Raw genomic sequence first — 26,109 nt, 5'->3', positions numbered from 1 at the left:
ACATTATAGCCAATACCTTCGACATGTCCTAAAGTTGCTGACACAATAAAGATAAAAATGCTTTAGCAAAGACAAAAATATTTGGGAGATAATGGATGTTAACGCTGTCGCGCCTCTATACCTACCCCGTCAAATCCATGCGTGGATCACAACTTTCTCATTCTCTCGTTAATGAAAGTGGCCTGATGTTTGATCGCAATTTTATGATCACCACAACAAACGGCACGTTTATTACTGCCCGCCAATATCCGCAGATGTTGCTATTTACTCCAACTATGCTGCATAACGGTCTGTATTTGCAGGCACCAAACGGAGAAAGCGCTACTGTACTTTACAATGATTTTAAAGAAGAGCGCCTCCCCACTGAAGTTTGGGGAAATCATTTTACCGCGTTAGTTGCTCCTGAGAGGGTGAATAATTGGCTCAGTGGCTTTTTTGATAAGCCGGTACAACTACGCTGGCTCAGTGAAGAACTAACTCGACGGGTCAAGAAATTCCCCGATATTTCTTTATCATTCGCAGATGGTTTTCCCTATTTAATTATCAATGAAGCCTCTTTTCATGCCTTGCAACAACGCTGTCCTGCCAGTATTAAAATAGAACAATTCCGTGCCAATATCATTGTCACAGGTGCCGCTCCTTTTGAAGAAGATAGCTGGCAAACTATCCAAATTGGCGATATTGTTTTTGATCTGCCAAAACCGTGCAGTCGCTGTATTTTGACCACAGTCAGCCCCGAAAAAGGCCGCAAAAATCCGCAAAGTGAGCCACTGGCTACCCTGCAATCTTTCAGAACAGCCAAAGAAAATGGTGCGGTTGATTTTGGACAGAATGCCATTGCCCGTAACAGCGGCATTATTCGAGTTGGGGATCGAGTTACCATTTTAGAAAAGAGAACACCACGTGAATATGGTAGTGGTGAACAAGCAACCGATTTACCTATAAAGGAAGATGCTCAACAGTCCGTTGCTATTGAATTCAATGGACAACGTTTTATTGGCAATAATCAGCAAATTATTTTAGAACAACTCGAAGATCAAGGTATTCAAATTCCCTATTCATGTCGTGCCGGAATTTGTGGTTCCTGTAAGATATCCTTGGTTAAAGGGGACGTATTGCCACTGAAATCGACATCCATTAAGGATAATGGAAAAATTCTGGCATGTAGCTGTATTCCTCAAAATGATTTAGTCATCGAACTAAGATAAACATTAATAATATATTACCAATCCAACCTCAAGTTGCAGCTTGCAAATCAATGTGATTGTTTATATCTCTCCACTACGTGGGGAGATATAAGACGCATCATATGAAACCTGACCGCGAAGCGGGGAGAAATCACACGCATCTTGAAGTGAGATAGGTATAAATAGTGTTTCAAAATGATAGGAGTATTCCTTACCCCGCGCTCCGCGCGGGGTAAGGAACGCCAACATCTGATACTCTCAGTATTATGAAAGCCTATTTATAACTAAAGGACATAAATATAGAATAATAAAAAATGAATACTCAACGTTTTTCTGTATTTTCATTTTTAAATGATGTCATTGTTAGAATTTATGTGCTTTTTTTTGAGTTTTTATCTATACGCATTAAACTTCAAGTTGCAATTTACTACACGATATGAAACCTGATTTCTCCCCGCTTCGCGGGGAGAAATTACATGTATCTTGAAGTTGGATTGGTATAAGTATTTTACAATAAAATTATAATATCCTCGTTTAAAACAAGATCTAATAAGACACTGTATTACTTTCAATAAATACATTAATAAAACAGTAATCAATAAATATTTCATTGATAATGCCTGATTTTCTATATTTATTAAACTTCAAGTAAATCAAACCATAGCATTCCTGAGAATAAAATATAAAACATATCAATCATTCGATAATACCTGCATAAGAATATCTTGAGCAGCTTTATATCCATTATTTTGTGACTATTCTGCCCTTCCGAGTCAGCCTTCTTTCTTCACTGGTTATAGCCCATTTTTGGCTAGTCCGGCATAAATTTCCATGGATAGAAACAACGCATCCCTTTAAAGGGAAAATAGATTTTTAGTATTACCTAATATGTTGAAGATAAACTGTTTTGAGATCAAGATAATAGCTTATGTGAAATAAGATGCGGATAACCGTGACTTTACAGAGAAGTGAAGGAAAACAAAATCCACGGAGTGATACTATAAATATCTCTGCACACAACAACCTGATGACACTAAATTGCCCTATGATATATCGATGACTGAGTTGGCTCAATATAAGGCATGATACGATCATTCATGACCTTAATAGGATCACAAAAATTCATAACACGATCGTGCATCTCTAGCTTTTGCTGCGCCAATAAACACAAGCTGGCATTGTCACCCACTTCTGCAACCATAAACAGTGCTTCAGTACCGCTATTCTGTAACTTAAGCTGAATAATTTCACCGTGTTCTGGTTTCTCTATCAAAGAAAAATGAGAAAAATACCAACTCTTAGGCATTTGTGGTTTCATAAAACGTAACGCAACCACTCCGTTCAAAGCTAATTCAGCGCTAAACGCAGGAGCCATATTGATGCGACGTAAATGTTCTTCAAAAGTGTAAAAAAGCGCGGCATCATCGACTGAAAATGACATTTCTTCCATTGTAACGGCGTAATCAGTCAACAGCCTGACAGGGAAACGGGAACGAAAAATCATGCCATTAGCGAGATCGAGCATGACACGGTTATGCTCAGGATCAAAATACCAGCGCCACTGATCATCAGGTCTAATTTTCATTGCTTACCCTTTTATGCTCAAAATAGCTTTTTTAGTTAAAATAAGCTTTGCCAGCGAAATAAGAAGTTAAAAATAAATGATAAAATTTAATCTATAAAACAAAATATAGACGAGTTGAGGACAGAAATAAACCCCTGCCCCCAAATTATCGCAAATATTCAGATATGATTAACAATATCTTTGATGATTTTCGGTCCTTTATAGATAAAGCCGGAATATATCTGAATTAATGAAGCACCTGCTTCTATTTTTTCCCTGGCTGCCACCAGTGAATCAATTCCACCGACACCAATAATCGGTATTTCACCTTTTAATTCTTGCGAAAGGCGGCGGATAATCTCTGTACTGCGCAATTGCACAGGGCGTCCACTCAACCCTCCTGCCTGCTGACAGTGATTCAAACCTTCGATAATCTTTCTATCCAATGTGGTATTTGTTGCAATAACCCCATCAATATGATGACGCATTAAACTATCAGCAATTTTTATTAATTCTTCTTCTGAAAGATCGGGAGAGATTTTAACAGCAACAGGAACATATTTTTGGAACTTTTGCTGAAGTTCACTTTGCTTATTTTTAATCGCAGACAAAAGATCATCCAAAGCTTCTCCATACTGTAATGTCCTCAAGCCAGGCGTATTAGGAGAAGAAATATTGATAGTGATATAACCCGCATGAGGATAAACTTTATCCATGCAAATTAAATAATCATCTTTTCCATTTTCAACCGGAGTATCTTTATTTTTACCGATATTGATCCCGATAATCCCGTCATATTTTGCGCGCTTAACATTCTCAACCAGATTATCTACCCCAAGGTTATTAAATCCCATCCGGTTGATGATCCCCTCCGCTTCAACCACCCGGAATAATCTTGGCTTATCATTTCCAGCTTGCGGGCGCGGTGTTACTGTACCAACTTCAACAAACCCAAAGCCCATTGCCCCAAATGCATCAATGCAATCACCGTTTTTATCAAGACCTGCGGCTAAACCCAGTGGATTTTTGAAAGACAGTCCCATGCAAGTCACGGGCTTAGTGGCAACTGATTGGCGGATAAGAAATTCGAAAGGAGTACCGGCAACACGTTTGAGTTGGCGGAAAGTTAGCTCATGTGCCTGTTCAGGATCAAGCTGGAACAATGCCTTCCGTACTAGAGAATAATACATTTAAATTAACCTATTGTTCTTTATGATTGTTTTTACGTGAGAATTGTCAGTGATACATTTTGAGTTATACGCAATCTCATACATATATAATTGCTGCATTGTGATAGCTGGAAGAGAGCGTTAATTTACCATTATATGAGTAAACAAAAAAGTCCTCTCTATATGTACTAAACTTCAAGTTGCAATTGACAACACGATATGAAATCACACGCATCTTAAAGTTAGATTAATATATATGCAGGTAAAAACAAACCCCGTTTAAAACAACAACGGGGTTTTCTCCGACAATCACTAAAGAATATGTTACATATTAACTTTCAAGTGCCTTGGTAATCTTTTCAAACAGGTCGCCAGATAAGTTCTCTATTCCTTTCAATTGTTCCAATGCCGCACGCATCAAAGCCTGACGTTTTTCATCGTAACGTTTCAAACGAATCAATGGATCAATCAAATGTGATGCTACTTGCGGATTTAGGTTATTCAGCTCGGTTAGCACTTCCACCAGGAATTGATAACCACTACCATCTTCAGCATGGAAGGCCACGGCATTTCTGCTAAAGAATATTCTCAACAGTGAATAAACACGGTTTGGGTTGCTCAAGCTGAAAGAACGATGTTTCATCAAGCCACGCACTTTCTCTAGTACATCGAAGGCTGGATTGGTGGCTTGCAGCCTGAACCATTTATCCATGACCAAACCATTCTGATGCCATTGCTTATCAAATTCATCCATTAATTGATAACTGCAAGGCAATTCAGCAAATACAGCCGCAGATAAGGCAGCGATGCTGTCAGTCATGTTATCAGCGTGATAATATTGTGCCGCCACTAATTTATCTGCCAACTCTTTGGTATCAATAAAGGCCAGATAGTAGAGGCAGGTATTACGCAAATCACGTTTTGCAATATCCTTATGCTCTACACGGTATACGCCTGTCTGGAGGCTGTGATAAACCGCAGAGAATTCATCCACCATTTCATTGGCCAGTGCCTTTGTCATAGCACGAATGACATCATGGATAGCTTTGGGATCTACCACCGTAAACAATTCTGCCACTTCATTTTCAGACGGCAGAGTCAGGATCAATGCAGCCAGAGCCGGATCGATATCTTTATCCAACAATACAGCACGGAAAGCATCAATGACATGCATTGGCAATTCCAGTGGCAGGGATTTTTGGTGACGGACAACATTCAGCTTCACATAGTTGGTTAGCAGAGCTTGCGCTGCATCCCAACGGGAGAACTCATTACGCGCATGTTTCATTAAAAATGAAAGTTGCTCATCACTGTATGGATAATCCAATTTCACTGGTGCAGAAAACTCACGCAGTAAAGAAGGGACAGGCCGTGATGGAACGTTATCGAAAACAAATGATTGCTCTGCATTAATAACATTCAAAACATGATGTACAGGCTGACCATGACGACGCAGCGGGATAACCCTTCCCTGTTCATCATAAAGTTCAATATCCAGAGGAATGTGCAGCGGTTGTTTCTCTTTCTGATCTGCTGTTGGTGATGTCATTTGACTGACATGCAAAATATATTGTTGCTTTTCTGCATCGTATTCGTCGCGGACAGTCAGCACAGGCGTCCCGGATTGGCTATACCAACGGCGGAAGAGGGTCAAATCGACATTTGATGCGTCTTCCATCGCCTGCACAAAATCATCACAGGTAGCCGCGCTACCATCATGGCGATGGATATAAAGCTGCATACCCGCCTGAAATTGTTCTTCCCCCAATAAGGTGTGGATCATCCGAATCACTTCTGCGCCTTTTTCATAGACGGTCAACGTATAGAAGTTATTCATTTCCATCACCTGATCAGGACGGATAGGGTGAGCCATAGGGCCAGCATCTTCGGCAAATTGTGCAGAACGCATAACACGCACATTCTTAATACGGTTAACCGAACGTGAACCCAGATCCGAACTGAATTCCTGATCACGGAATACTGTCAGCCCTTCTTTCAGGCTTAACTGGAACCAGTCACGACATGTAATACGGTTTCCGGTCCAGTTATGGAAATATTCATGTCCAATCACGGCTTCAATGGCAAGATAGTCTTCGTCAGTCGCCGTTTCCGTTTTTGCCAGAACATATTTGGAATTGAAGATGTTTAATCCCTTGTTTTCCATCGCCCCCATATTGAAAAAATCAACGGCGACAATCATATAGATATCAAGGTCATACTCCAGACCAAAGCGGGTTTCATCCCATTTCATTGAGTTTTTCAACGATGTCATGGCCCAGTCAGCACGATCCAGGTTACCCCGATCAACAAACAGCTCCAGTGCCACCTCACGGCCACTGCGGGTCACAAACGTGTCACGCAGGACATCAAAATCCCCCGCAACCAATGCGAACAAGTAAGCCGGTTTCGGGAACGGGTCCTGCCATTTTACCCAATGACGCCCATCCTCCAGCTCTCCTTGCTCAATACGGTTACCATTGGAAAGCAGAAATGGGTATTTGGTTTTATCCGCAGTAATGCGAGTAGTAAAACAAGCCAGAACATCTGGGCGATCCAAATAATATGTGATGTGACGGAATCCCTCTGCCTCACACTGGGTACACAAGGCATCGCCAGACACATACAGTCCTTCCAGGGCTGTATTTGCTACCGGGTGAATTTCATTCACAATTTTCAGAGTAAACTGGGCTGGAAGTTGTTCAATCAGCAACTTTCCATCCTGTTCCTGATAATGCTTCCACGCTTTATCATCGATATAAATGCTTTTTAATGTGAGATTTTCGCCATCCAAAACCAGTGGAGTAATGTCATTAACCTGACGTTTTACCTGACTGATTGCCGTCACCGTTGTTTTTTCAGCATCCAGATCAAAATCAAGATCAATGTTAGTAATTGTGTAATCTGGCGCTTTATAATCCAGACGGTGTTTAACGAGTCGCTGTTGTGTCATAGGGAACCTTTTCCATTATTTTTAAAAACATAAACGCTGCCATAGAGAAATCTTCCTTTCAATCAATAAGTCTCTTTTTTTAGATGTTAATAACTTATTAAGTAAAAGTATAAATGATGTAGTCAGCATATTAGTACTTTCGTGCTAATTGTCATCTCATATCTCATTTAACATGATATTATCTATAAACAAATTAACCTTAATCTTTAGATTCGGGAAAATATATGTAGCTATATGGCTTCAATAACCCAATAATCACGGTATACTCTCCCGACTTTATCGATTTAGCTGACACGAATATGCTCCGCGAGGATGCCTGACGCGCCATGACTTTAGACGCTACCCCGATTATCAAATCACTGCTTGATACTGATGCTTATAAGTTTCACATGCAGCAAGCAGTGTACCACCATTACAACAATATTCCTGTTGTTGCAGAATTTCGTTGCCGTGGTGATGAACTGCTCGGAGAATACGCCGAGCCATTACGTCATCAAATCGACATGATGGCAGACTTAGCATTGACAGAACACGAAGTCGATTATCTTTCTCGCCTGCCGTTCTTCAAAGAGGATTACCTGAACTGGTGCAAAACATTCCGCTTTAATCCTAAACAAGTCGACGTTTCTGTTACCTATGAAGGGCAATTAGCCATCCGCATTTCCGGTTTATGGCACGAAGTTATCTTGTGGGAAGTGCCTTTGCTTGCTCTGATCAGCGAATTGGTTCATCGTCATCACTCACCTGAAATCACGCCGGAAGATGCCGTTATTCAGCTGAGAAAATTGATTGAACTGTTTTACAAAGAGGCTGCGGAAAAAAATATCGATCTATCCGGTTTTAAATTAATGGATTTTGGTACTCGCCGTCGTTTTTCATACGCAGTGCAATATGCCATTATCAATGAGCTGAAAAATAGTTTCCCTTATTTGATTGGAAGTAGTAATTATCAACTGGCAGAACAGCTTGATCTTCCGCCTCTCGGTACACAAGCCCATGAATGGTTCCAGGCTCACCAGCAAATTAGTCCAGAACTTGCCAATAGCCAGAGAGCAGCGCTGCAAACCTGGCTGAATGAATATCCAAACCAGTTAGGTATCGCCCTGACTGACTGTATTACTATGGATGCTTTTTTGCGAGACTTTGACAAACCATTAGCAACTGCCTACCAAGGTCTGCGTCATGACTCCGGTGATCCTATTGAATGGGGTGAAAAAGCCATAGCACATTACCAATCACTGGGTATCGAGCCAATGACGAAAACATTGGTGTTCTCTGACAGCTTGGATCTGCAAAAAGCACTGGCGCTGTATCACCATTTCCACAAGAGAATTAATGTTGTTTTCGGCATTGGCACACGACTGACCTGTAATATTCCAGGCATAAAGCCACTGAATATCGTTATCAAATTGGTCGAATGCAATGGTAAACCCGTGGCAAAACTTTCGGATAGCCCCGGAAAAACCATCTGTGAAGATGATGAGTTTGTCAACAGGTTACGTCGGGCCTTCGACATTCCCTATATAGAGAAAGTGGTCTAGAAAAACGGCATAACTCGTCTGATTATCTTTTGCGTAACCGGCTTCATGCGGGTTACGCAAATAAAAAACAACTTTTCCCTCTGTTTCTCCATTAAGACGCGCAATTTCCTCTTGTTTCCTGAGAGATGACAAGTAAGATAGACGATCTGCTCCCTGATTAAGGGAGTATTTGGTAAATCTATCTAGTTATTAATCCACTATATACAAAAGAGAGAAATTTATGAGCGTAGCGCCTGTAGTCGATGTACTGCAAGGCCGGGTTCCGGTTGGCAACGAAGTCACCGTTCGCGGTTGGATACGTACAAGGAGAGATTCTAAAGCTGGTATCTCGTTCCTCGCCGTCTATGACGGTTCCTGCTTTAATCCATTACAGGCCGTCGTTAATAATAATTTACCTAATTATCAGGATGAAATATTACATTTAACCACGGGCTGTTCTGTTGAAGTCACCGGTACAGTGGTGGAATCGCAAGGTAAAGGACAGGATTTTGAATTGCAGGCCACTAAAGTTGTTGTTGTTGGCATGGTTGATGATCCAGATACTTACCCAATGGCAGCTAAACGCCACAGCATTGAATACCTGCGTGAAGTAGCTCATCTTCGCCCACGCACCAATTTGATCGGCGCCGTTGCCCGTGTTCGCCATACACTGGCCCAAGCCCTGCATCGTTTCTTCCATGAAAAAGGCTTCTTCTGGGTATCCTCGCCGCTTATCACCGCATCAGATACAGAAGGTGCTGGCGAAATGTTCCGCGTTTCCACTTTGGATTTGCAAAACTTGCCACGCACAGATAAAGGCGAAGTGGATTTCAGCCAGGATTTCTTCGGCCGTGAAGCTTTCCTTACTGTATCCGGTCAGTTAAATGGCGAAGCTTATGCTTGTGCATTGAGCAAAATCTATACCTTCGGGCCCACTTTCCGTGCAGAAAACTCCAATACCAGCCGTCATTTGGCAGAATTTTGGATGGTTGAACCAGAAGTGGCTTTTGCCGATCTGAATGATATCGCCAGACTCTCTGAAGACATGCTGAAATATGTTTTCAAGGCTGCATTAGAAGAGCGTGCAGATGATCTGGCTTTCTTTGCAGAACGAGTTGACAGCGAAGTTATCACTCGTCTGGAAAAATTTGTTGATTCAGATTTCGTTCAATTGGACTACACCGATGCGATAGAAATTCTGGAAAATTGTGGTCAGGAATTTGAAAACCCTGTTTTCTGGGGTGTGGATTTGGCATCAGAGCATGAGCGTTATCTGGCAGAAAAACATTTCAACGCGCCAGTGATCATGAAAAACTATCCAAAAGACATTAAAGCCTTCTATATGCGCATGAATGACGATGGTAAAACCGTTGCCGCAATGGATGTGTTAGCGCCAGGCATTGGTGAAATCATTGGTGGTTCCCAGCGTGAAGAGCGTCTGGATAGGTTGGATCAGCGTATGGAAGAAATGGGGCTGAATAAAGAAGATTATTGGTGGTATCGTGATCTGCGCCGTTACGGCACCGTTCCTCATGCTGGTTTCGGTTTGGGCTTCGAACGTCTGGTAGCTTATGTTACGGGCGTATCCAACGTTCGTGATGTTATTCCATTCCCGCGGACACCAAGAAACGCAAGTTTCTAATGAATAAGCTTAATAAATAAGCTAACAATCAATCCGATGAAAAGCCAACGAAAGTTGGCTTTTTTTATTTTATGGCGAAAAGCACACTAAAAAAGTTCCCTAAAATTTACATTTCGAAACATCTATTTTCATTTTGTTACTGATTCTGTGCTTTTGTAGCATTTTGAGGGTAGATAAAATTCATTACCAATGGAACACTGATCGCCGACTAATAAGACACTCGATACCCACAAATAGTTCCAAAATTTTTTAGTGTTCTATTTCTGGCAGTGGCAGGTGTCTAGATAACACCAATGAGGGTAATAATAATGAAACTCAATATTCTTGCAGTGGTAATTCCAGCTCTGCTGGTTGCTGGTACAGCAAACGCAGCTGAAATTTTTAATAAAGACGGCAACAAACTGGATCTGTACGGTAAAGTAGACGTTCGTCACCAAATCGCTGATAAAAGAAGCGGCCAAGATGGCGACGACTCTTATGCTCGTATCGGCATCAAAGGTGAAACTCAGATCTCTGACCAACTGACTGGTTTTGGTCGTTGGGAATACAATCTGAAGGCTAAGGGCGCAGAAGCTGATGGTGCAGAAACTGCTACTCGTTTAGCTTTCGCTGGTTTGAAATTCGCTAACTACGGTTCATTGGATTACGGCCGCAACTACGGCGTAAACTATGACGTTAACGCATGGACTGACGTACTGCCAATCTTCGGTGGCGACTCCATGTCTCACACTGATAACTACATGACTGGCCGTGCTACTGGTCTGTTAACTTACCGTAACACTGATTTCTTCGGTCTGGTTGACGGTCTGAACTTTGCCCTGCAATACCAAGGTCAAAACAGCGAGCGCACCAAAAATGGTCGTAGCGGCGATACAGCAAATGGCGATGGCTACGGTTTGGCTACCACCTATAACGTAGGTTACGGTATCACTGTTGGTGGTTCTTACGCTAATTCTACTCGTGCAAATGGTCAGTGGAATGATATCTATGCTAAAGGTGAACGCGCTGAAGCATGGAACATCGGTGCTAAATACGATGCTAACAACGTATACCTAGCAGCAATGTACGGCGAAACCCGTAACATGACTTCTGGTTCAGCAGTGATTGATGGTGTTAAAGCGAAAGGTATCGCTAATAAAACTCAGAATATCGAATTGGTTGCACAATACCTGTTCTCTGATTTCGGTCTGAAACCATCTCTGGCTTACGTTCAGTCTAAAGGCAAAGACTTGGGTGAAGGCGAAAAACGCCACAGCGCTGATCTGGTTAAATATGTTTCTGTAGGTACTTACTACTACTTTAACAAAAACCTGTCTACCTATGTTGATTACAAAATCAACCTGTTGGACAAAAATGAAGGTACAGACGCAAACGCTCGCAACGTATTCGGTGTTGGTCTGACTTATCAGTTCTAATTACTGTTGATACACTGTTTAGCGAAAAGCTAATCAGTCTATCTCAAAAAAGCAGCGCTCCGGCGCTGCTTTTTACATTTTACCTCTCTGTTTTTTCAGGCTCTTTTTTTCACTCCGTAAACTACTTCACAAGATTTTATTCTTTTTGCTACAAGTAGTTGGCAAATAGATTTCTTAAGGTTACCCTGAGCAGCGTATCACTTATTTTGGGCTTAACTCTCCGAGTCTTGGAATCAAAAAAATGTTTGAAAAAATCACAGCAGCGCCTGCCGACCCGATTCTTGGTTTAGCAGATAGCTTTAAAGCAGATCCCCGTGAAAATAAAATTAACTTAGGTATCGGCGTCTACAAAGACGAAACGGGTAAAACCCCTGTTCTGACTACTGTTAAAAAAGCAGAGAAGTTCCTGCTGGAAAACGAAACGACTAAAAATTATCTGGCAATTAGTGGATTACCTGAATTTGGCCGCGTCACTCAAGAACTGCTTTTCGGCAAAAACAGCCCTATCGTCACTGACAAACGCGCCCGTACTGTACAAAGCCCAGGCGGAACTGGCGCACTACGTATTGCCGCTGACTTTATTGCTAAACAGACCAATGCAAAACGTGTCTGGATCAGCAACCCAACCTGGCCAAACCACAAAGGCGTTTTCTCCAGTGCTGGCTTGGAGATCCGCGAATACAACTATTACGATGCAGAAAGTCATGCCTTAGATTTCGAAGGCATGTTGGCAAGTTTGTCTGAAGCACAAGCAGGTGATGTTGTTCTGCTGCATGGCTGCTGCCATAACCCAACGGGTATTGATCCAACCGCTGAACAATGGCAGAAACTGGCAGATTTATCTGCTGCAAATGGCTGGCTGCCCGTATTCGACTTTGCGTACCAAGGCTTTGCCAAAGGATTGGATGAAGATGCAGAAGGTCTGCGTATTTTTACCAGAAACCACAATGAGCTAATCGTTGCCAGTTCTTATTCCAAAAACTTTGGGTTGTACAATGAGCGTGTTGGTGCCTGCACCATCGTTGCAGCAGACAGCGATACCGCAGAAAAGGCATTCAGCCAGGCAAAATCCATTGTGCGTACCAATTACTCTAACCCACCGGCGCACGGTGCTTCTGTTGTGACAACCATTCTGTCCAATGATGACCTGAAAGCCGAATGGATTCAGGAATTGGCAACCATGCGTGAACGCATTCAGCGTATGCGCCAACTGTTTGTGAATACCTTGCAAGAAAAAGGCGCGAAGCAAGACTTTAGCTTTATTAGCACACAAAATGGTATGTTCTCATTCAGTGGATTAACTAAAGATCAAGTTGATCGCCTGCGTGAAGAATATGGGATTTACGCGGTTAGCTCTGGCCGTATCAACGTAGCGGGTCTGACACTGGAGAATATGGTTCCTCTGTGTGAAGCTATCGTTGCAATACTCTGAGTTTCTCAAAAGCCGCTGACAAAGCGGCTTTTATCTTCTTACATTATCTGGCAAGAAAGACGTTTGCGATTAATCCTGTAAAAATGGATTGGTCTTCCGCTCATGCCCTAATGTTGACATTGGACCGTGACCGGGAATGAATTGATACTCGTCCCCCAATGGCAATACTTTTTCCTTAATAGATTGGATCAACTCATCATAGTTTCCGCCCGGAAAATCCGTACGGCCAATACTGCCCTTAAACAATACATCTCCCATTGAGATGACTTTATCGGTGTGGTTAGCAAGGATAATATGCCCCGGTGTATGCCCCGGACAGTGCAAAACGGATAACTCAATACTGCCAATTTTTAGTGTATCCCCTTCATCGAGCCAACGATCAGGCGTAAAAGAGGGGCATGGTTCAACGCCAAACATTTGGCATTGAATTTCCAAACTTTCTATCCAAAAAGCATCTCCCTTATGTGGCCCGTAAACAGGCACACCAAAATGCTGCGCGACTTCGACAGTAGCACCAACATGATCATAGTGACCATGTGTCAGCAAAATTTGGGTGATTTTCAGCCCACGTCGCTCTATTTCAGCGATAAGTTGTTCAGCATTACCACCAGGATCAACAATCGCCGCCTCCTGAGTTGCTTCACACCAAATCAATGTGCAATTTTGCATCGCCATCGTAACGGGGATAATGTGGTATTTCATTATACTGTTTCACTCCACAATCAAGACTCATTGTTGGTAATAAGATTACCACGTCCTGACCGGGCCTGTATCAATATGAATAAAATTACTCTTTGGATAAAACCCTACTCCCCCTGCCCGCATTTTCAATGCAGCCTTACGAATATGCGTAAGCTGAACACCATCAATGTGAAAATCCATGGCTTGTCCACGGGTATGGTAACTGTGTTTTGCCACGCCACCACTGGTGTGACGCAACATATTATTTGTTGCCAAGGAACGATAACCCGAAACTAATTGAACATGTTTATTTATTCCCATCAGCATTTGCAATAAATAAATTTGATCAAATAATTTCGGATCAATGGTTTTAACCTTATTTTGCCGAAAATCGCGGAATAAATAATTCAGGCGGGCTAGTTCTGATTTATTATACCGATGACCATCAAAGAATTCGGCTTTGAGTGTTTCTCCGGTATGCAAGTTATCAAAACGTAAAATTCGAGGACGTGGCGTTGTCAATGCAGCTAAAACCGATTGAGGTAATAAACCTAATCCCAATGCGGCCACACTTATACCGAGCCACTTTCGGCGATCGTGGTCAATGTTATTCATGGATAATATGCCCTGCTATTCTTTAATGTATTAATATTGCCTATACACATTAAACTTCAAGTTGCCATTTACAGCATTCTATGAAACCTGATTTTTCCCCGCTTCGCGGGGAGAAATCACACGCATCTTGAAGTTATATTGGTATAAATGCTTTTATAACTCAACTTAATCGACTAATAAGACATCAGAAAATAAAAAATAGTTTCAAATGATTTTGTATTTTACTGTAAATTTATCGGCTTATTATTGTGATCTACTTAACATAATTAAAGTTATAATCAATAACAAAACAGCTCATTAAAAAAACCATAGTGAAAAAACACTTTTAAAATAATGGGTAACAAAAGATAACAGAGAATAAAACATTATTTCCTTCTCTATGTATACGCATTAAACTTCAAGTTACAATTTACAACACGATATAAAACCTGATTTCTCCCCGCTTCTCGGGGAGAAATCACACGCATCTTGAAGTTAGATTGGTATACAATATATATTAATGCCAATTTGATTTCTTTGCGTCTTATTAGTAACGGAAGAAATTATAAATCATTTCTGGCTACCAAGAGCCTGGAAAGTGACTCTGAATATCGCCTTGCATTCATATCGTAATCATAGATATCATCTCGATATTGTGCTTTCCCTCCCTTATCAACCCACGCTGTTTGATAATAGAGGAACACCGGAATTTTTTTGGGAATATTAACATATTTTGTTGACCAGGTTTTCAATGAACTATTAACTTTAGTTTTATCCCAACCTGCATCGCTCAACAGCATATTCGCCAATTCAGGTGCCTTATTGACACGTACGCAACCAGAACTAATGGCCCTCATTTCTCGGCTGAAAGAAGCTTGATTAGGTGTATCATGCAAATAAATGGCTTCTGAATTTGGCATGTTAAATTTAAAACGTCCCAATGAATTAGTTGGGCCTGGTGCCTGCCTAATACGATAAGGAAAATTATTTGGTGTTATTACGCTCCAGTTAATCGATGAAGGATCGATAACTTTTGCATCATTACTCCAGCTGGAAAATACCGTATAACCACGTGTACGAAAATAACTGGAGTCACGCATCGCCCTTGGTGCAATATCTTTGCGAGTCATGCTGGTGGGTACATTCCACGGAGGATTGATCACCACATTATTTAGTTCACTACTCATGATAGGTGTTTTTCGGCTGGGACGCCCAACAACAACTTTAGAACTCAATACTTCTTTACCGTCTAAGTAATAGAAAAGTGAGTAATTAGGAATATTCACTAAAATACCGGTGGGAACATCTCCAGGAATAATTCGTAATCGTTGGATATTCAATGCCATAATACGAGCACGGGTTTGTGGTGTCGTATTTAACCATGTTTTAGTGGATTTACCAATAACCCCATCGGCTGACAATCCGTGCTGGGCTTGAAAATATTTTACAGCCGCTGTTAATTCTTTTCCATAAACTCTATTATCGGATTTGGTAGCAGATAAATCCAATACCCCTAAACGAGACAATATATTCCTTAATGCAATAACACTTTCACTACTTTGTCCTGGCCTTAGAGTTCCTTGAAATGAAAAATCAGTCCATGGCTGTTGAGCAGATAATTGTGCCAACATCTCATTACGCATATTTTCATACAAAGGATGATTCGGTGATAAACTCGTAATATAAGAAAAAGTATTATTGTTATTGATATGCTGCTGCCATGTATTAATTAAATGGGACGGGGGTAATTCAATCTTATAAGGCGTTTGACTATATAACCACGAACTCCCTTTCTTATCAACATTACTAATAAAATGGAGATAACCTAACATAGCATCAGATAAGATAACATCACGCCCCATTTCACTTAATTCAGGAGAATGAAGTTGTATCAGCCATTTTTCAAATTGAGGTTGAAAACCCGCTAGCGACATTTCAACTAATTGATCTTCAAATTGCTTAATGGCTTTTTTATCTGACCATAATGGTTGCATTTTATTGTTAGCATATAAATTTGCCAAACGTTCAGGAAATATCGGTTTTACTTGTTGTGGCAACCAATTCTGTAACTGTTTTCGATTTTCATCAATAGAATTCACCGGAGAAATAGGAACTACTTTATCCGTCGAAATAACAGAACCTGCTTTTTTTGGCTCTGTGGGTAGTGGTTGTATACCACCTGATGACAGTCCATTTTGTTGATTTGCAAAAGTACCTTCTGATACCGCCAATGTGCTACAGATAAAAGAAACTTTCAGTAACCTGACCGTGTTCTTCACCATAAGAGCTCACCTCACCTTATTATATATGCAGCTATCCAATGACTTATTATAATTATCCGCAGACTCATTTTATCAGAAAGAATACTGGTAATTATATACCTAATTACTGCTTAAGATAGGATGACTCGCTAATCAAATTTTATTTCACCAGCTGAAATAAAATCTATACCAACCTAACTTCAAGATGCGTGTAATTTCTCCCCGCGAAGCGGGAAAAAATCAGGTTTCATATCGTGTTGTAAATTACAACTTGAAGTTTAATGCGTATAAGAAAATAAAATTTAAATTATAATGGCTTATACCCATCTCACCTCAAGATACATATTGTTGTCTTATAATGAGTAACTTGAAAGGTAACGCGTATAAAAAAAGAAAAAGGCACCTTTAGTGCCTTTAATCAGAGTATATTGCATTGAATTTTAAGATTAATACTCAGAATTAATAACGACTTCTTCTCCAAAGCGGCCAGCTTTAGGCAGGGGCTGATAAGACGAGTTTGATGCTCTCAGAATACGGATCCCACGAATATTCAATGCACGAGCGGCAGCAATATCAGTATCTGCATCGCCATAATAAATCTTCAAATTATGCTCTTTCATCCAACGAATTTTGTTATTTTTACCTGGTTCATCACCCGTAAAAATAACGGCATTCATTTTATCGGCTGGAATATGTAAGTCTTCCTGTAAGTATTTGGTCACTGCCTCTGTCTTAGTTTTTGTACGCGCTGTAATGAAATAAATATCATCCCCCCGCTTTAAGTGCATCTGAACCAGTTCAATGCCGATCTTCTTGGGTATACTGAATTTATCCCATTCATTATTCATTTTTTCCCAAAATGCCGGATTTTTCAGATAACTATTGTCATTAGGTGAGTACTCCGATTTACCACGATAAAAACCTGGACTTGAAAACAGTACGGTATCGTCGATATCAAAACCTACTGCCATTGCTGGCTGGTTTTGTAGGCTGCGCTTAATCTGCTCTACAGATACCCAATGTACCGCATGACGTTGAGCTAAATCTGCCACAGAAACACCTGAAGCAACTTGCTCAGGCATAAATACTTTTGCTTGTGCCATGCTGTTCAAACCAAAAGCAAGCACAATTGTACTAAATAGCAGGGTAACTTTACGCATCGTTATTCCTTTTTCACATTAGTAGTAACGGTGCGAAATAGTAAACTTTATCACCACATCAAAACGAGACATACCGCACAAGGAGACAAATATTCAAACAAGTTCTATCCCAATTAAGAAAGGGGCATAATACGCCCCCCTTCTTAGAAGAAATATCATTCAATGATAAAGTTATTCTTGTAACACAGGTTGTGCCTGTATTTGTGATTGCTCAGTAACCGGAATATCTTGCCCAAAACCACGCAACCCAACAACATGTACATGTTCCTGGTTATTGAAAATCTTACGTACCAGTTTATAAGTTGTCCCTTTTTCTGGACTGATATTTTCCGGTGCAGCGATAATTAACTGCATATGCAAACGTTCACATAACTCAAACAGCGTTGCAATGGATTTCGCATCTAATCGGGCAGCTTCATCAAGGAACAGCAGTCGGCACGGAGAAATATCTTTACCACGCAGACGACGTGATTCTTCTTCCCAGCTCTGTACAACCATGACCAGAATGGACATCCCCGTACCAATCGCTTCTCCGGTAGAAAGTGCCCCACTTTCCGCTTTTAGCCAGCCATCCGAACCTCGGTTGACTTCAACTTCCAGCTCAAGGTAATTGCGGTAATCCAGTAATTCTTCACCAATAGTCTGAGGCAAACGCTGTCCTATATCGATTTGCGGGTTCAGGCGCTGATAAAGTTTTGCCATCGCTTCTGAGAAAGTCAGACGCTGGCTGTTGAACAGATCTTGATGCTGTTCCTGCTGTTCAGAAAGCACATCCAACAACAGGGAATGACTTTCACGCACATTCACATTCAGGCGCACACCACCAACCTGTCCAAAAGAAACCGCCTGTAACCCTTGGTTCAGCATACGAATGCGATTCTGTTCACGTTGAATGGTTTTGCGAATGATATTTGCCACGCTCTTGGAACTGATTGCCAGTTTCTGCTCACGGGCGGTTAATTCTTCCGTCAAACGTGCCAATTCAATTTCCATCTGTTCAATGGCATCGACTGGATCATCCGTTCGAATAATATCCTGCCGGATACGTTCACGCAGATGCTGGTAAACCGCCACAAAGAATTGGATCTTACGCTCAGGACGCTTTGGATCTTCGGATAAACGCAACGCATCGCGCAGATGTTCATTATCGGCCACAGCCAGACGCAATGCCCCCAGCGCTTTATCCGACATTGAACGCAGCTCATCACCATCCATATAAGCCAGTTCGCGACGATGTAAGCGACGTTCAACGCCATTGTCTTTCACCATACGCATAACGGCACACCAGCCCGCCTTGGAAGAAACCACCTGCTCACATTTCTGGTAATAATCACGTTCAGATTTACGCAATTTTTTCTGGAGGTTTTCCATTTCCGCTTCACAGAACGCGATCTGTTTCTCAAGCTGGTTAATGCGGGAACGGTTAGCATTCACAGCGGCGTGAAGCTGATCACGGCGTTCACGGGCACGGCTTTCGGCATTAGCATCTGCCTGGACACCAATATCTTTCAGCTCCTGCTCAAGTTCTTTTAACATGTCTTGCTTGGTGTCATAAGAACTTTTCAGTGATGCCAAGACTTGGTTAAATTGCGCACATTGTGCTTGCTGCTGACGCAATTTTTCACGCGCACGGCTACGATCAGATTCTGCGTGTTCAAGGCGTTGGCGCAATTTGTCGTTCAAGTCGGCATTTTCGTTAAGCATACCGGCAGAGTCGCTATAGCTGAAATGCGCACGGCGTTGCACTACTTCCGTCAAGGCAAAGGTTTGTTGTTTAGCCTGATTCTGGCTCTGTTTCACGGCCTCATAATCCTTCTGCAACTGCTCATGTTGCTGTGGATCACTTTGCAAGACCGAAACCAACGGTTCAAGTTTAGCCAACGCATTACCGTGTTGTTGCAGGAAACGCGCGGCTTCCTGAGCCTCACTCATTTCTTCACGGACGGTTTCCACGCGCTCAAACAGGGTTTCATCCAACAAAATCGTCATTTGTGGAATCAGGCGATTTAATAGTGACAGGCTCTCTTTCACCTGAACCAGCTTCTGCTGATGTTGCTGAGCCTGGGTTTCAAATTGCGATAACTCACGCTCCAATTCAGTACGACGCTGACTCAGACGACGAATTTCTGCTTCTGGATCATCATCAAACACAACAGAAAGGTGTTTACCGACAAAACGACTGAAAGCCTGATGCGCACGCTGAACTTTTTGCACATCAAACGAAAGTGTCGCGTAGCGCTCTGCCAGCGTATCACGCTCAAGGCTAAGTGCTTCCAGACGACTTTCTCTTGCTGCCCGCCCAAATAATGGAACTTCAGGATAACGGGAATAACGCCACTGGCGATCGGATGATTTCACCAGAACCGCGTTTTCCTGCTCTTCAAAATGGAAGACGCTGTCATCAAAAGACTGTGGATCGCCCTCAATTAAATAGAGATCTTCCGGGCAATCTTCCAATGTTTCCAGATGTGGACGAAGTAGTGAGAGATCAGGCACGACAATTGCGTGACGTGCAGGACCATACAATGCGGAGAAATAAGGCGCGTCATCAATGGTAATGTCGTCATAAATTTCAGACAACAAAACACCACCAAAACGCTCTGCCAATGCGAGCAATCGGCTATCTTCGGCACCACTTGGTTGGCTCAAACGTTCAATCTGTTTTTCCAGTTCGCGTTTCTGTGCCGCAATATCATCACGTTCGACTGTAATTTCACGCTCTTGCTCAAGCAATTGCTGCATATATTCAGTCACATCGTGACTATTTTCGAATGTTTCATTGCATTGTTCACTCAGCTGCTGCAAGGCTTCCTGTGCCGCCAACCACACCGGTGCCCGTGCGGTCAGCCCTTGAATTTTTTGCTTGAGCTGTTCAAATTCCTGACGTATTTGAATACGACGTTCACCACTTTCATTGGCGCCCAGGCTCAATTCTTCCAACTGAGCTTCCAGTTCACCCCGTAACGCCTCCAGGTCTTCTGCCTGATGTTGCTGATTATGACGCTTACAAAACTCTTCCAACAAACGTTCTGCATTTTGCTGACTGTTCAGGCGTTGTTCCAGTTCGGTCAATTGGATACGCAAAGGTTGGACGCGCTCAGCCAGATGACGCTGGGATGGCCATTCACGCAATGCTTCACGAGCAGCTTGCCAGGCTTCACTACGGCTCACTTCACCAATAATACTTTTTACCAGTTGGTAAGCCTGCTCAAACTGACTATGCGCTGCGTCAGCAACGCTCAATTTCTGTTCCAACGCCAGCAACGTCTCTGTCGCTTGCTGCGCTTTGGCCTGATAGGTTTCCTGCCATTCGTCGGCATTTTCTATCGACAGTTCGGGAAGCTGGCAAAGTTCACGGGCACGCTCTAATGCTTGCAATGCTTGCTGGTATTGAATAGCGCGAGTTTGCTGTACATCCAACGCTTGTTGGTAGTCAGCAAGCTGGCTTTTCAGTTCATCAACTTCTTGTTCTGCCGCTTCACATGTGGCTTCATATTCCGCCTGAAGATCTCTCGCCTCTTCTACAACTTCGCTCTGCTCTTCCAGTCGGTAGATCAGCTCTTCAATATCAGATTGGTAGCGATCGATTTTTTCCTGCTGACGCATCGCCGTTTGAACCAGATTCAGGTGATCACTGGCCGCCTGATAATCCATTTCTAAATCAGAAGAGGCTCCGCTTTGTTCCCCCAGTTCCCGCGCCATTTCAACATGGCGATATCGTTCAGCGACCAGTTGGCGGCGGCTGCCAAATAATTCACTGCGCAAAGCCAATGCCTCATCCAGATGAACGCGGCGTTCGTTGGCATGACGCATATAGTCAGCAGACACATAAGCCGTAGCTTCTGTGATAAGGTGCTTGAAAAGATCACGGTCGGATTGGGTGACACGGATAGCTTCCAACGTAATGCGATTTTCACGCAATGCGGCTTCCATATCCTGAAATGCTTTTCTGACACCGCTGTTTTCCGGTAACAAGTAATCACGCAATGAGCGGGTAATCGCACTGGAAATTCCGCCATATAATGATGCTTCTATCAGACGATAAAACTTGCTGCGGTCACTCGCTGAACGCAAACGTTTTGGGATCACACCCAAATCAAACATCAGGGCGTGGTAATCGGTAATCGAGTTAAATTGTTTGAACTGAACGCCTTCCATCTTATCAAGGCGTTCCTTTAGTTCATTTAACGGCAGCACCCGCGCCTGACGTTCGTTGATATTGTCAGTCAATAACTGCGTTGGCTGAATCGACGCAGGAACGCCCTGAATCATAAAGGGTTTAATATCAACTTTTCGATCACGTCCTGCGACTTGCTGTAAACGGACTCCGGTGATGATCCGTTGATGGCGTGAATTAACCACGTCCAGCGTGGAGTAGCAAACACCTGCCCGTAACTTACCGTGCAACCCTTTATCACGTGAACCTGAAGTTGCCCCCGCTTCTGTCGTATTGCGGAAATGGAGCAATGTTAAATCAGGGATCAATGCAGTGACAAAGGCTGCCATTGTGGTTGATTTACCAGCACCATTACCGCCGGATAACGTTGTCACAAGTTCGTCAAGATCAAACGTTCTGGCAAAAAAACCATTCCAATTAACTAACGTCAGTGAGCGAAATTTACCGCGTTCAATCATGACTGCTCATCCTCCGTACCTTCTGCTGAATGCCCTGATGCTTCTTCATGTTCATTATCTTCCTGCGATGTTTCCCTTTCTATTGGCATGGCTTCACCATCACGGATCATCCGTAATTGTGCCTCGCGTGGGTCATCACCGCTGCGTACATCTGCACCGAAGCGAAATACCGCTTCAGTAATCGTAAATTTATTACTGTCGTTTTGCAGGAAATAAACCATACCCAGACGGCGTAAGCGGTTTAAAGCTGTACGCGATTTTTCCTGCAATTTCTGTTTGTCCAGATCTGAACCAGTCGAACGTTGGTTCACTAATTTCACCAACTTATTTTCGTCTGCCAATGACAATAATTCTTCGTACAGTTCCTGAAAGGTAAATATCCCCTGATTAGACAGGCGCTCTGGGCTAAGGTAAAGGTAGCACAGGATTTTACCTACCATCATATCCAATTCAGACAACACAGAGCGCGGGATCAGCGTCGTCGAACGGGGACGCAGGTAGAAAAAACCTTCTGGTGCACGGATTAACTCGACGTTATAACGCGCATAAAACATTTCCAACTCTTCCTGAAAATCCATCAGAAAAGCATGATTATCAAGATCATCCAGACTAATATGGCGCCCTGCACGCAGTTGACTGTCTAATTCAGGGAAAAGTGTATTGGATAATGCCTGAGCCAGTTTCACTGGCATAAGTTGTTCAATATGTGTCGATGACATGTGCCTGTACCTTGGCTCCGTAATCATTAATCGCTAACCATTCCGCCGGTAAACCAGAGAAATCCGCTTCTGCAACCCCCAACCTGACCGCTTGATCCACCAAGATACGTGCCACATCAAAATGGCGTTTACGTGGATACTGGACAAGGTAGTCGCGCAGTACAGCCCCCAAATCCAGAGGAAGTTTTGCCTGCTGGTAAACCGCCAGCGCCTGCTCTATCATTTCAGCTAATTGTTCATTGATTTCACTAAACTCTTCGTATTCCATTTCTGGCGGTAACTCTCCCATTACCTCTTCATTACGCAGAGTCAGCTCTTCATCACGCATATCCAGAAAACGTTCTGCGTTAGCGACTGTCAAGGTCCACGGACTGTCAAAATAGTGTTGAATAGATTGACGAAGGCGCTGGGCAAAAATGCGGTTTTTATCCATATCAATGGCAGTTCGGATAAATTTGTGAACATGGCGATCATAACCTATCCACAAATCAATAGCTTGTTGCCCCCAACTGATAATGCGATCCAGTTTGCTTTGCAAATCAAAAACCAGTTTATCGACCAACTCAGAACCGCCGCTGTCCATATTTGCGGCTTGGATACGTAATAGATTCGCCTGCAATTTATCGCCCGCCGCTTCCAAAGTATCCTGAAGTTCCCGCAACGTGCCGGAGGTTTCAGACAACAGTTGTTCACAATTAGCGATGGCCGCCTGCCAATCCTGATTGAGTAGTGCGGCGATATCAGTTTTTACACTGTTTTGCTGTTCATCCATCAAGCGCTGGGACATATCGATGCTGTCAAAAATTTCAGCGACAGAATATTTAAGAGGAGCAAAAACATTGCGGTGCCAATGCAATTCATCGCCCCCTTCTTCGGCTGCCTCCGCTGCCCTGTGCAATTCGTTAGCAACGATAGATAACTGCATAGAAAGACGCAACGTGGAGAATTCACGCTGGCGGATGTAATAATCACTGATGCCAATTCCCAGTGGAGTCAGGCGATAAATGGCATTGCCATCCGCCAATTCACTGGTAAAACGGTTAAGTAACTTCTGGCGCACCATATCATTAATGGCATTATTTGCCCTGACGGATACCGCTTCCGAAGTCTGCTCAAAACCTTTACAGACTTCACGAAAGGCATCCACCAGCTCCCCTTCACTCATTTCACCATCAAGCCGTTCACTGTTTAATACGGCAATAGCCAGCAAAAAAGCCAAGCGTTCTGGTGGCAACGAAATTGAAAAATCATTTTTTCTGGCCCAGGACACAAGTTCAGGAACCGTCTGGGAATATTCACTCATAATTCGCTCTTTAAGGTAGGCTTGCGTGCCATCACATGAATGTAACGCCCCAGGCTGATATAGGGCTCCTGTCTGCAATAACGCTGTTCAAGTTCAAGCAACGCCGGAAAATTTGTGTCTTGTAATTGACGACTTTGCAAATAATCGTGAAAAACTCTCACGCCTGTTTTACCTGTTATTTCCATCTTAAGTTCAGTTAGCCATTGATATACCTGTTCTGGTATTAATGGATTTTGTGGCGATAGAGAGCGTTTTCGACGACGCTGAATATTAGGCGTCGCCAAATGAAAGTTACCCAAGATAGCATTACGCATGACCAGCCCATTCGCATTATAAAACATTAATGAAAGTGCACCACCGGGCGTTATCATATCTTCCAATGTTTCTATTACATTTTTTTGGTCGGTGATCCATTCCAAGACAGCATGAAATAAAATCAGATCAACGGGCTGTTCAATATGCTGGTGAATTTCCTGTACCGGGCTTTGAATAAATTGCATCTGAGCGAGAACACCCCGTTCTTCGGCGTTATGTTCCGCTCTCTGGATCATCTCTTTTGATAAATCACAAAGTATGACCTGATGTCCCAATTCAGCTAACTGGCAGGCCATATTACCTTCACCGCCCCCCGCATCCAAAATGAGCAAAGGACGTTGAGGCAAATGATTCAGCAATTCGTTAATATCCTGCCAGACAACGGCCTGCCTGATTTTACCTTTGGTTGTGCCGTAAATATTACGCGAAAATTTGTCTGCAATATCATCGAAATTGCGATCCCGCATGAAAAACCGCCCCACTTATAAGCTAAATTTAATTTATCTATTGAGTAATGATGCTATCTACTGCTATTTTTACTACCGTTATTTTTACTACTATGTATTTTGGCACAGTAATCTTTTAATTAACTACTTTTAGCCTTAAATTTGCCATTGCGCGATTATAATTTAACCAACCCAAGGCCAATCAATGTTATTTCTGCTAAAAAAATATATCGGCTCACTATTAATGCCTTTACCGTTGATTATTATCGTCTCTTTTGCCGCCCTGTTATTATTGTGGGTTACCCGTTGGCAAAAAACAGGGAAAGCCATTTTATCACTCAGTTGGCTGGCATTACTTTTATTTAGTTTACAGCCTGTCGCGGATAAACTCTTACTCCCTGTCGAGGGAAAATATGTTCAACGCTATGAACCAGACACAACTCCTATCACTCCCATAAAATATATTGTGGTTCTTGGAGGCGCTTTTACTTATAACCCCCAATGGGCTCCCAGCGCCAACCTTATCAGTAACAGCTTGCCCAGAGTGACGGAGGGGATTCGGTTATATCGTCTCAATCCTGGCGCCAAAATGATTTTTACTGGCGGTAAAGGCGTTAATGCCATTAGCAGTGCCGAAGTTGCTGCTATGGTAGCACAATCTCTGGGAATTCCTGTAGAAGACACGATAGCATTAAAAAAACCCTTAGATACAGAAGAAGAAGCTGCTGAAGTTGAAAAAATCGTTGGGCAACAACCTTTCATTCTTGTCACTTCGGCCAATCATATGGAACGAGCCCTCAAGTTTTTTGTACAACGAGGTCTGCATCCCATTGCGGGTCCTGCCAATCAATTGGCCGTCACAACGCCTCTATATTCGTGGGAAAAATATCTTCCTTCTTCCTACTATTTATCACACACCGAGCGTGCCTGGTATGAGACATTAGGCCGCATCTGGCAGGCTATTAAACCGGTAAGTCAGGATATACGTATTGAACAATCAAAAGACCTTCAACCAAAAGAGGGTGAGAAATAACATCAGAATGAGCAGTGAAGTGTGACGAAAAAAGAGAATGCTGTATAAACGTTACGGCATTCTCTTTTAAATTTCACCCGATT

The 26,109-nt window shown here is 42.5% G+C and carries 17 protein-coding genes; 6 read left to right on the top strand and 11 right to left on the bottom strand.

Features of this window, described 5'->3' with window-relative positions; genetic code table 11:
* Positions 1-95 precede the first annotated feature (95 nt).
* Complete coding sequence (locus WDV75_RS08125; RefSeq protein WP_273557307.1) at positions 96-1,208, top strand: YcbX family protein; 1,113 nt, start codon at positions 96-98, stop codon at positions 1,206-1,208.
* Positions 1,209-2,220: 1,012 nt separating this feature from the next.
* On the opposite strand, the gene WDV75_RS08120 is transcribed toward WDV75_RS08125, so the two are convergent.
* From WDV75_RS08120 to pepN, 3 genes are all read right to left on the bottom strand, one after another.
* Positions 2,221-2,772 carry a cell division protein ZapC gene (locus WDV75_RS08120; protein ID WP_273557306.1) on the bottom strand — a complete coding sequence of 184 codons (552 nt, stop codon included), beginning with the start codon at positions 2,770-2,772 and terminating at the stop codon, positions 2,221-2,223.
* 158 nt (positions 2,773-2,930) lie between these two features.
* Positions 2,931-3,941, bottom strand: coding sequence for a quinone-dependent dihydroorotate dehydrogenase (pyrD, locus tag WDV75_RS08115; protein WP_273557304.1), 1,011 nt, complete (start codon positions 3,939-3,941; stop codon positions 2,931-2,933).
* A 310-nt stretch (positions 3,942-4,251) separates the two neighbouring features.
* Complete coding sequence (gene pepN, locus WDV75_RS08110; protein ID WP_273557303.1) at positions 4,252-6,870, bottom strand: aminopeptidase N; 2,619 nt, start codon at positions 6,868-6,870, stop codon at positions 4,252-4,254.
* A 326-nt stretch (positions 6,871-7,196) separates the two neighbouring features.
* On the opposite strand from pepN, the gene pncB reads away from it, so the two are divergent.
* The 4 genes from pncB to WDV75_RS08090 all read left to right on the top strand — a co-directional run bounded on the left by pncB (position 7,197) and on the right by WDV75_RS08090 (position 12,879).
* Positions 7,197-8,411, top strand: coding sequence for a nicotinate phosphoribosyltransferase (gene pncB / locus WDV75_RS08105; RefSeq protein WP_273557302.1), 1,215 nt, complete (start codon positions 7,197-7,199; stop codon positions 8,409-8,411).
* A 220-nt stretch (positions 8,412-8,631) separates the two neighbouring features.
* Complete coding sequence (gene asnS / locus WDV75_RS08100) at positions 8,632-10,032, top strand: asparagine--tRNA ligase (RefSeq protein WP_189759282.1); 1,401 nt, start codon at positions 8,632-8,634, stop codon at positions 10,030-10,032.
* Positions 10,033-10,340: 308 nt separating this feature from the next.
* The gene (locus tag WDV75_RS08095; protein WP_273557301.1) at positions 10,341-11,447 is read left to right on the top strand and encodes a porin; all 1,107 of its coding nucleotides are present in this window, start codon (positions 10,341-10,343) and stop codon (positions 11,445-11,447) included.
* A gap of 241 nt (positions 11,448-11,688) precedes the next feature.
* Entirely contained in the window at positions 11,689-12,879 is a 1,191-nt protein-coding gene (locus WDV75_RS08090; protein WP_273557299.1) for an amino acid aminotransferase, read from the top strand.
* 69 nt (positions 12,880-12,948) lie between these two features.
* Here WDV75_RS08090 and WDV75_RS08085 read toward each other — a convergent pair whose 3' ends face one another.
* The 8 genes from WDV75_RS08085 to cmoM all read right to left on the bottom strand — a co-directional run bounded on the left by WDV75_RS08085 (position 12,949) and on the right by cmoM (position 25,014).
* The gene (locus WDV75_RS08085; RefSeq protein ID WP_273557298.1) at positions 12,949-13,581 is read right to left on the bottom strand and encodes an MBL fold metallo-hydrolase; all 633 of its coding nucleotides are present in this window, start codon (positions 13,579-13,581) and stop codon (positions 12,949-12,951) included.
* Between the two features lie 45 nt (positions 13,582-13,626).
* The gene (locus tag WDV75_RS08080; RefSeq protein ID WP_273557297.1) at positions 13,627-14,175 is read right to left on the bottom strand and encodes a YcbK family protein; all 549 of its coding nucleotides are present in this window, start codon (positions 14,173-14,175) and stop codon (positions 13,627-13,629) included.
* Between the two features lie 542 nt (positions 14,176-14,717).
* The gene (ldtD, locus tag WDV75_RS08075; RefSeq protein ID WP_273557296.1) at positions 14,718-16,436 is read right to left on the bottom strand and encodes a L,D-transpeptidase; all 1,719 of its coding nucleotides are present in this window, start codon (positions 16,434-16,436) and stop codon (positions 14,718-14,720) included.
* Positions 16,437-16,861: 425 nt separating this feature from the next.
* Positions 16,862-17,575 (bottom strand): acid phosphatase AphA, encoded by a 714-nt coding sequence (aphA, locus tag WDV75_RS08070; protein ID WP_273557295.1) that lies wholly within the window; start codon positions 17,573-17,575, stop codon positions 16,862-16,864.
* A gap of 171 nt (positions 17,576-17,746) precedes the next feature.
* The gene (gene mukB / locus WDV75_RS08065; protein ID WP_273557294.1) at positions 17,747-22,210 is read right to left on the bottom strand and encodes a chromosome partition protein MukB; all 4,464 of its coding nucleotides are present in this window, start codon (positions 22,208-22,210) and stop codon (positions 17,747-17,749) included.
* Positions 22,207-22,929 carry a chromosome partition protein MukE gene (mukE, locus tag WDV75_RS08060; protein ID WP_273557293.1) on the bottom strand — a complete coding sequence of 241 codons (723 nt, stop codon included), beginning with the start codon at positions 22,927-22,929 and terminating at the stop codon, positions 22,207-22,209. Before mukE ends, mukB begins: the two co-directional genes overlap by 4 nt.
* Positions 22,910-24,232 carry a chromosome partition protein MukF gene (mukF, locus tag WDV75_RS08055; protein ID WP_273557292.1) on the bottom strand — a complete coding sequence of 441 codons (1,323 nt, stop codon included), beginning with the start codon at positions 24,230-24,232 and terminating at the stop codon, positions 22,910-22,912. Before mukF ends, mukE begins: the two co-directional genes overlap by 20 nt.
* On the bottom strand, positions 24,229-25,014 hold the full coding sequence (gene cmoM / locus WDV75_RS08050) for a tRNA uridine 5-oxyacetic acid(34) methyltransferase CmoM (RefSeq protein WP_273557291.1): 786 nt from the start codon (positions 25,012-25,014) through the stop codon (positions 24,229-24,231). The genes mukF and cmoM overlap by 4 nt, the downstream gene beginning before the upstream one ends.
* 184 nt (positions 25,015-25,198) lie before the next feature.
* Here cmoM and elyC point away from each other — a divergent pair, with 184 nt between their 5' ends.
* The gene (elyC, locus tag WDV75_RS08045; protein WP_273557290.1) at positions 25,199-26,026 is read left to right on the top strand and encodes an envelope biogenesis factor ElyC; all 828 of its coding nucleotides are present in this window, start codon (positions 25,199-25,201) and stop codon (positions 26,024-26,026) included.
* Positions 26,027-26,109: the final 83 nt, after the last annotated feature.

Origin of the sequence: Xenorhabdus griffiniae (assembly GCF_037265215.1) — a bacterium.
In the GTDB taxonomy this organism is placed as follows: domain Bacteria; phylum Pseudomonadota; class Gammaproteobacteria; order Enterobacterales; family Enterobacteriaceae; genus Xenorhabdus; species Xenorhabdus griffiniae.
The sequence above is the reverse complement of the archived record's forward strand: the minus strand, read 5'-3'. Positions and strand labels throughout refer to the sequence as shown.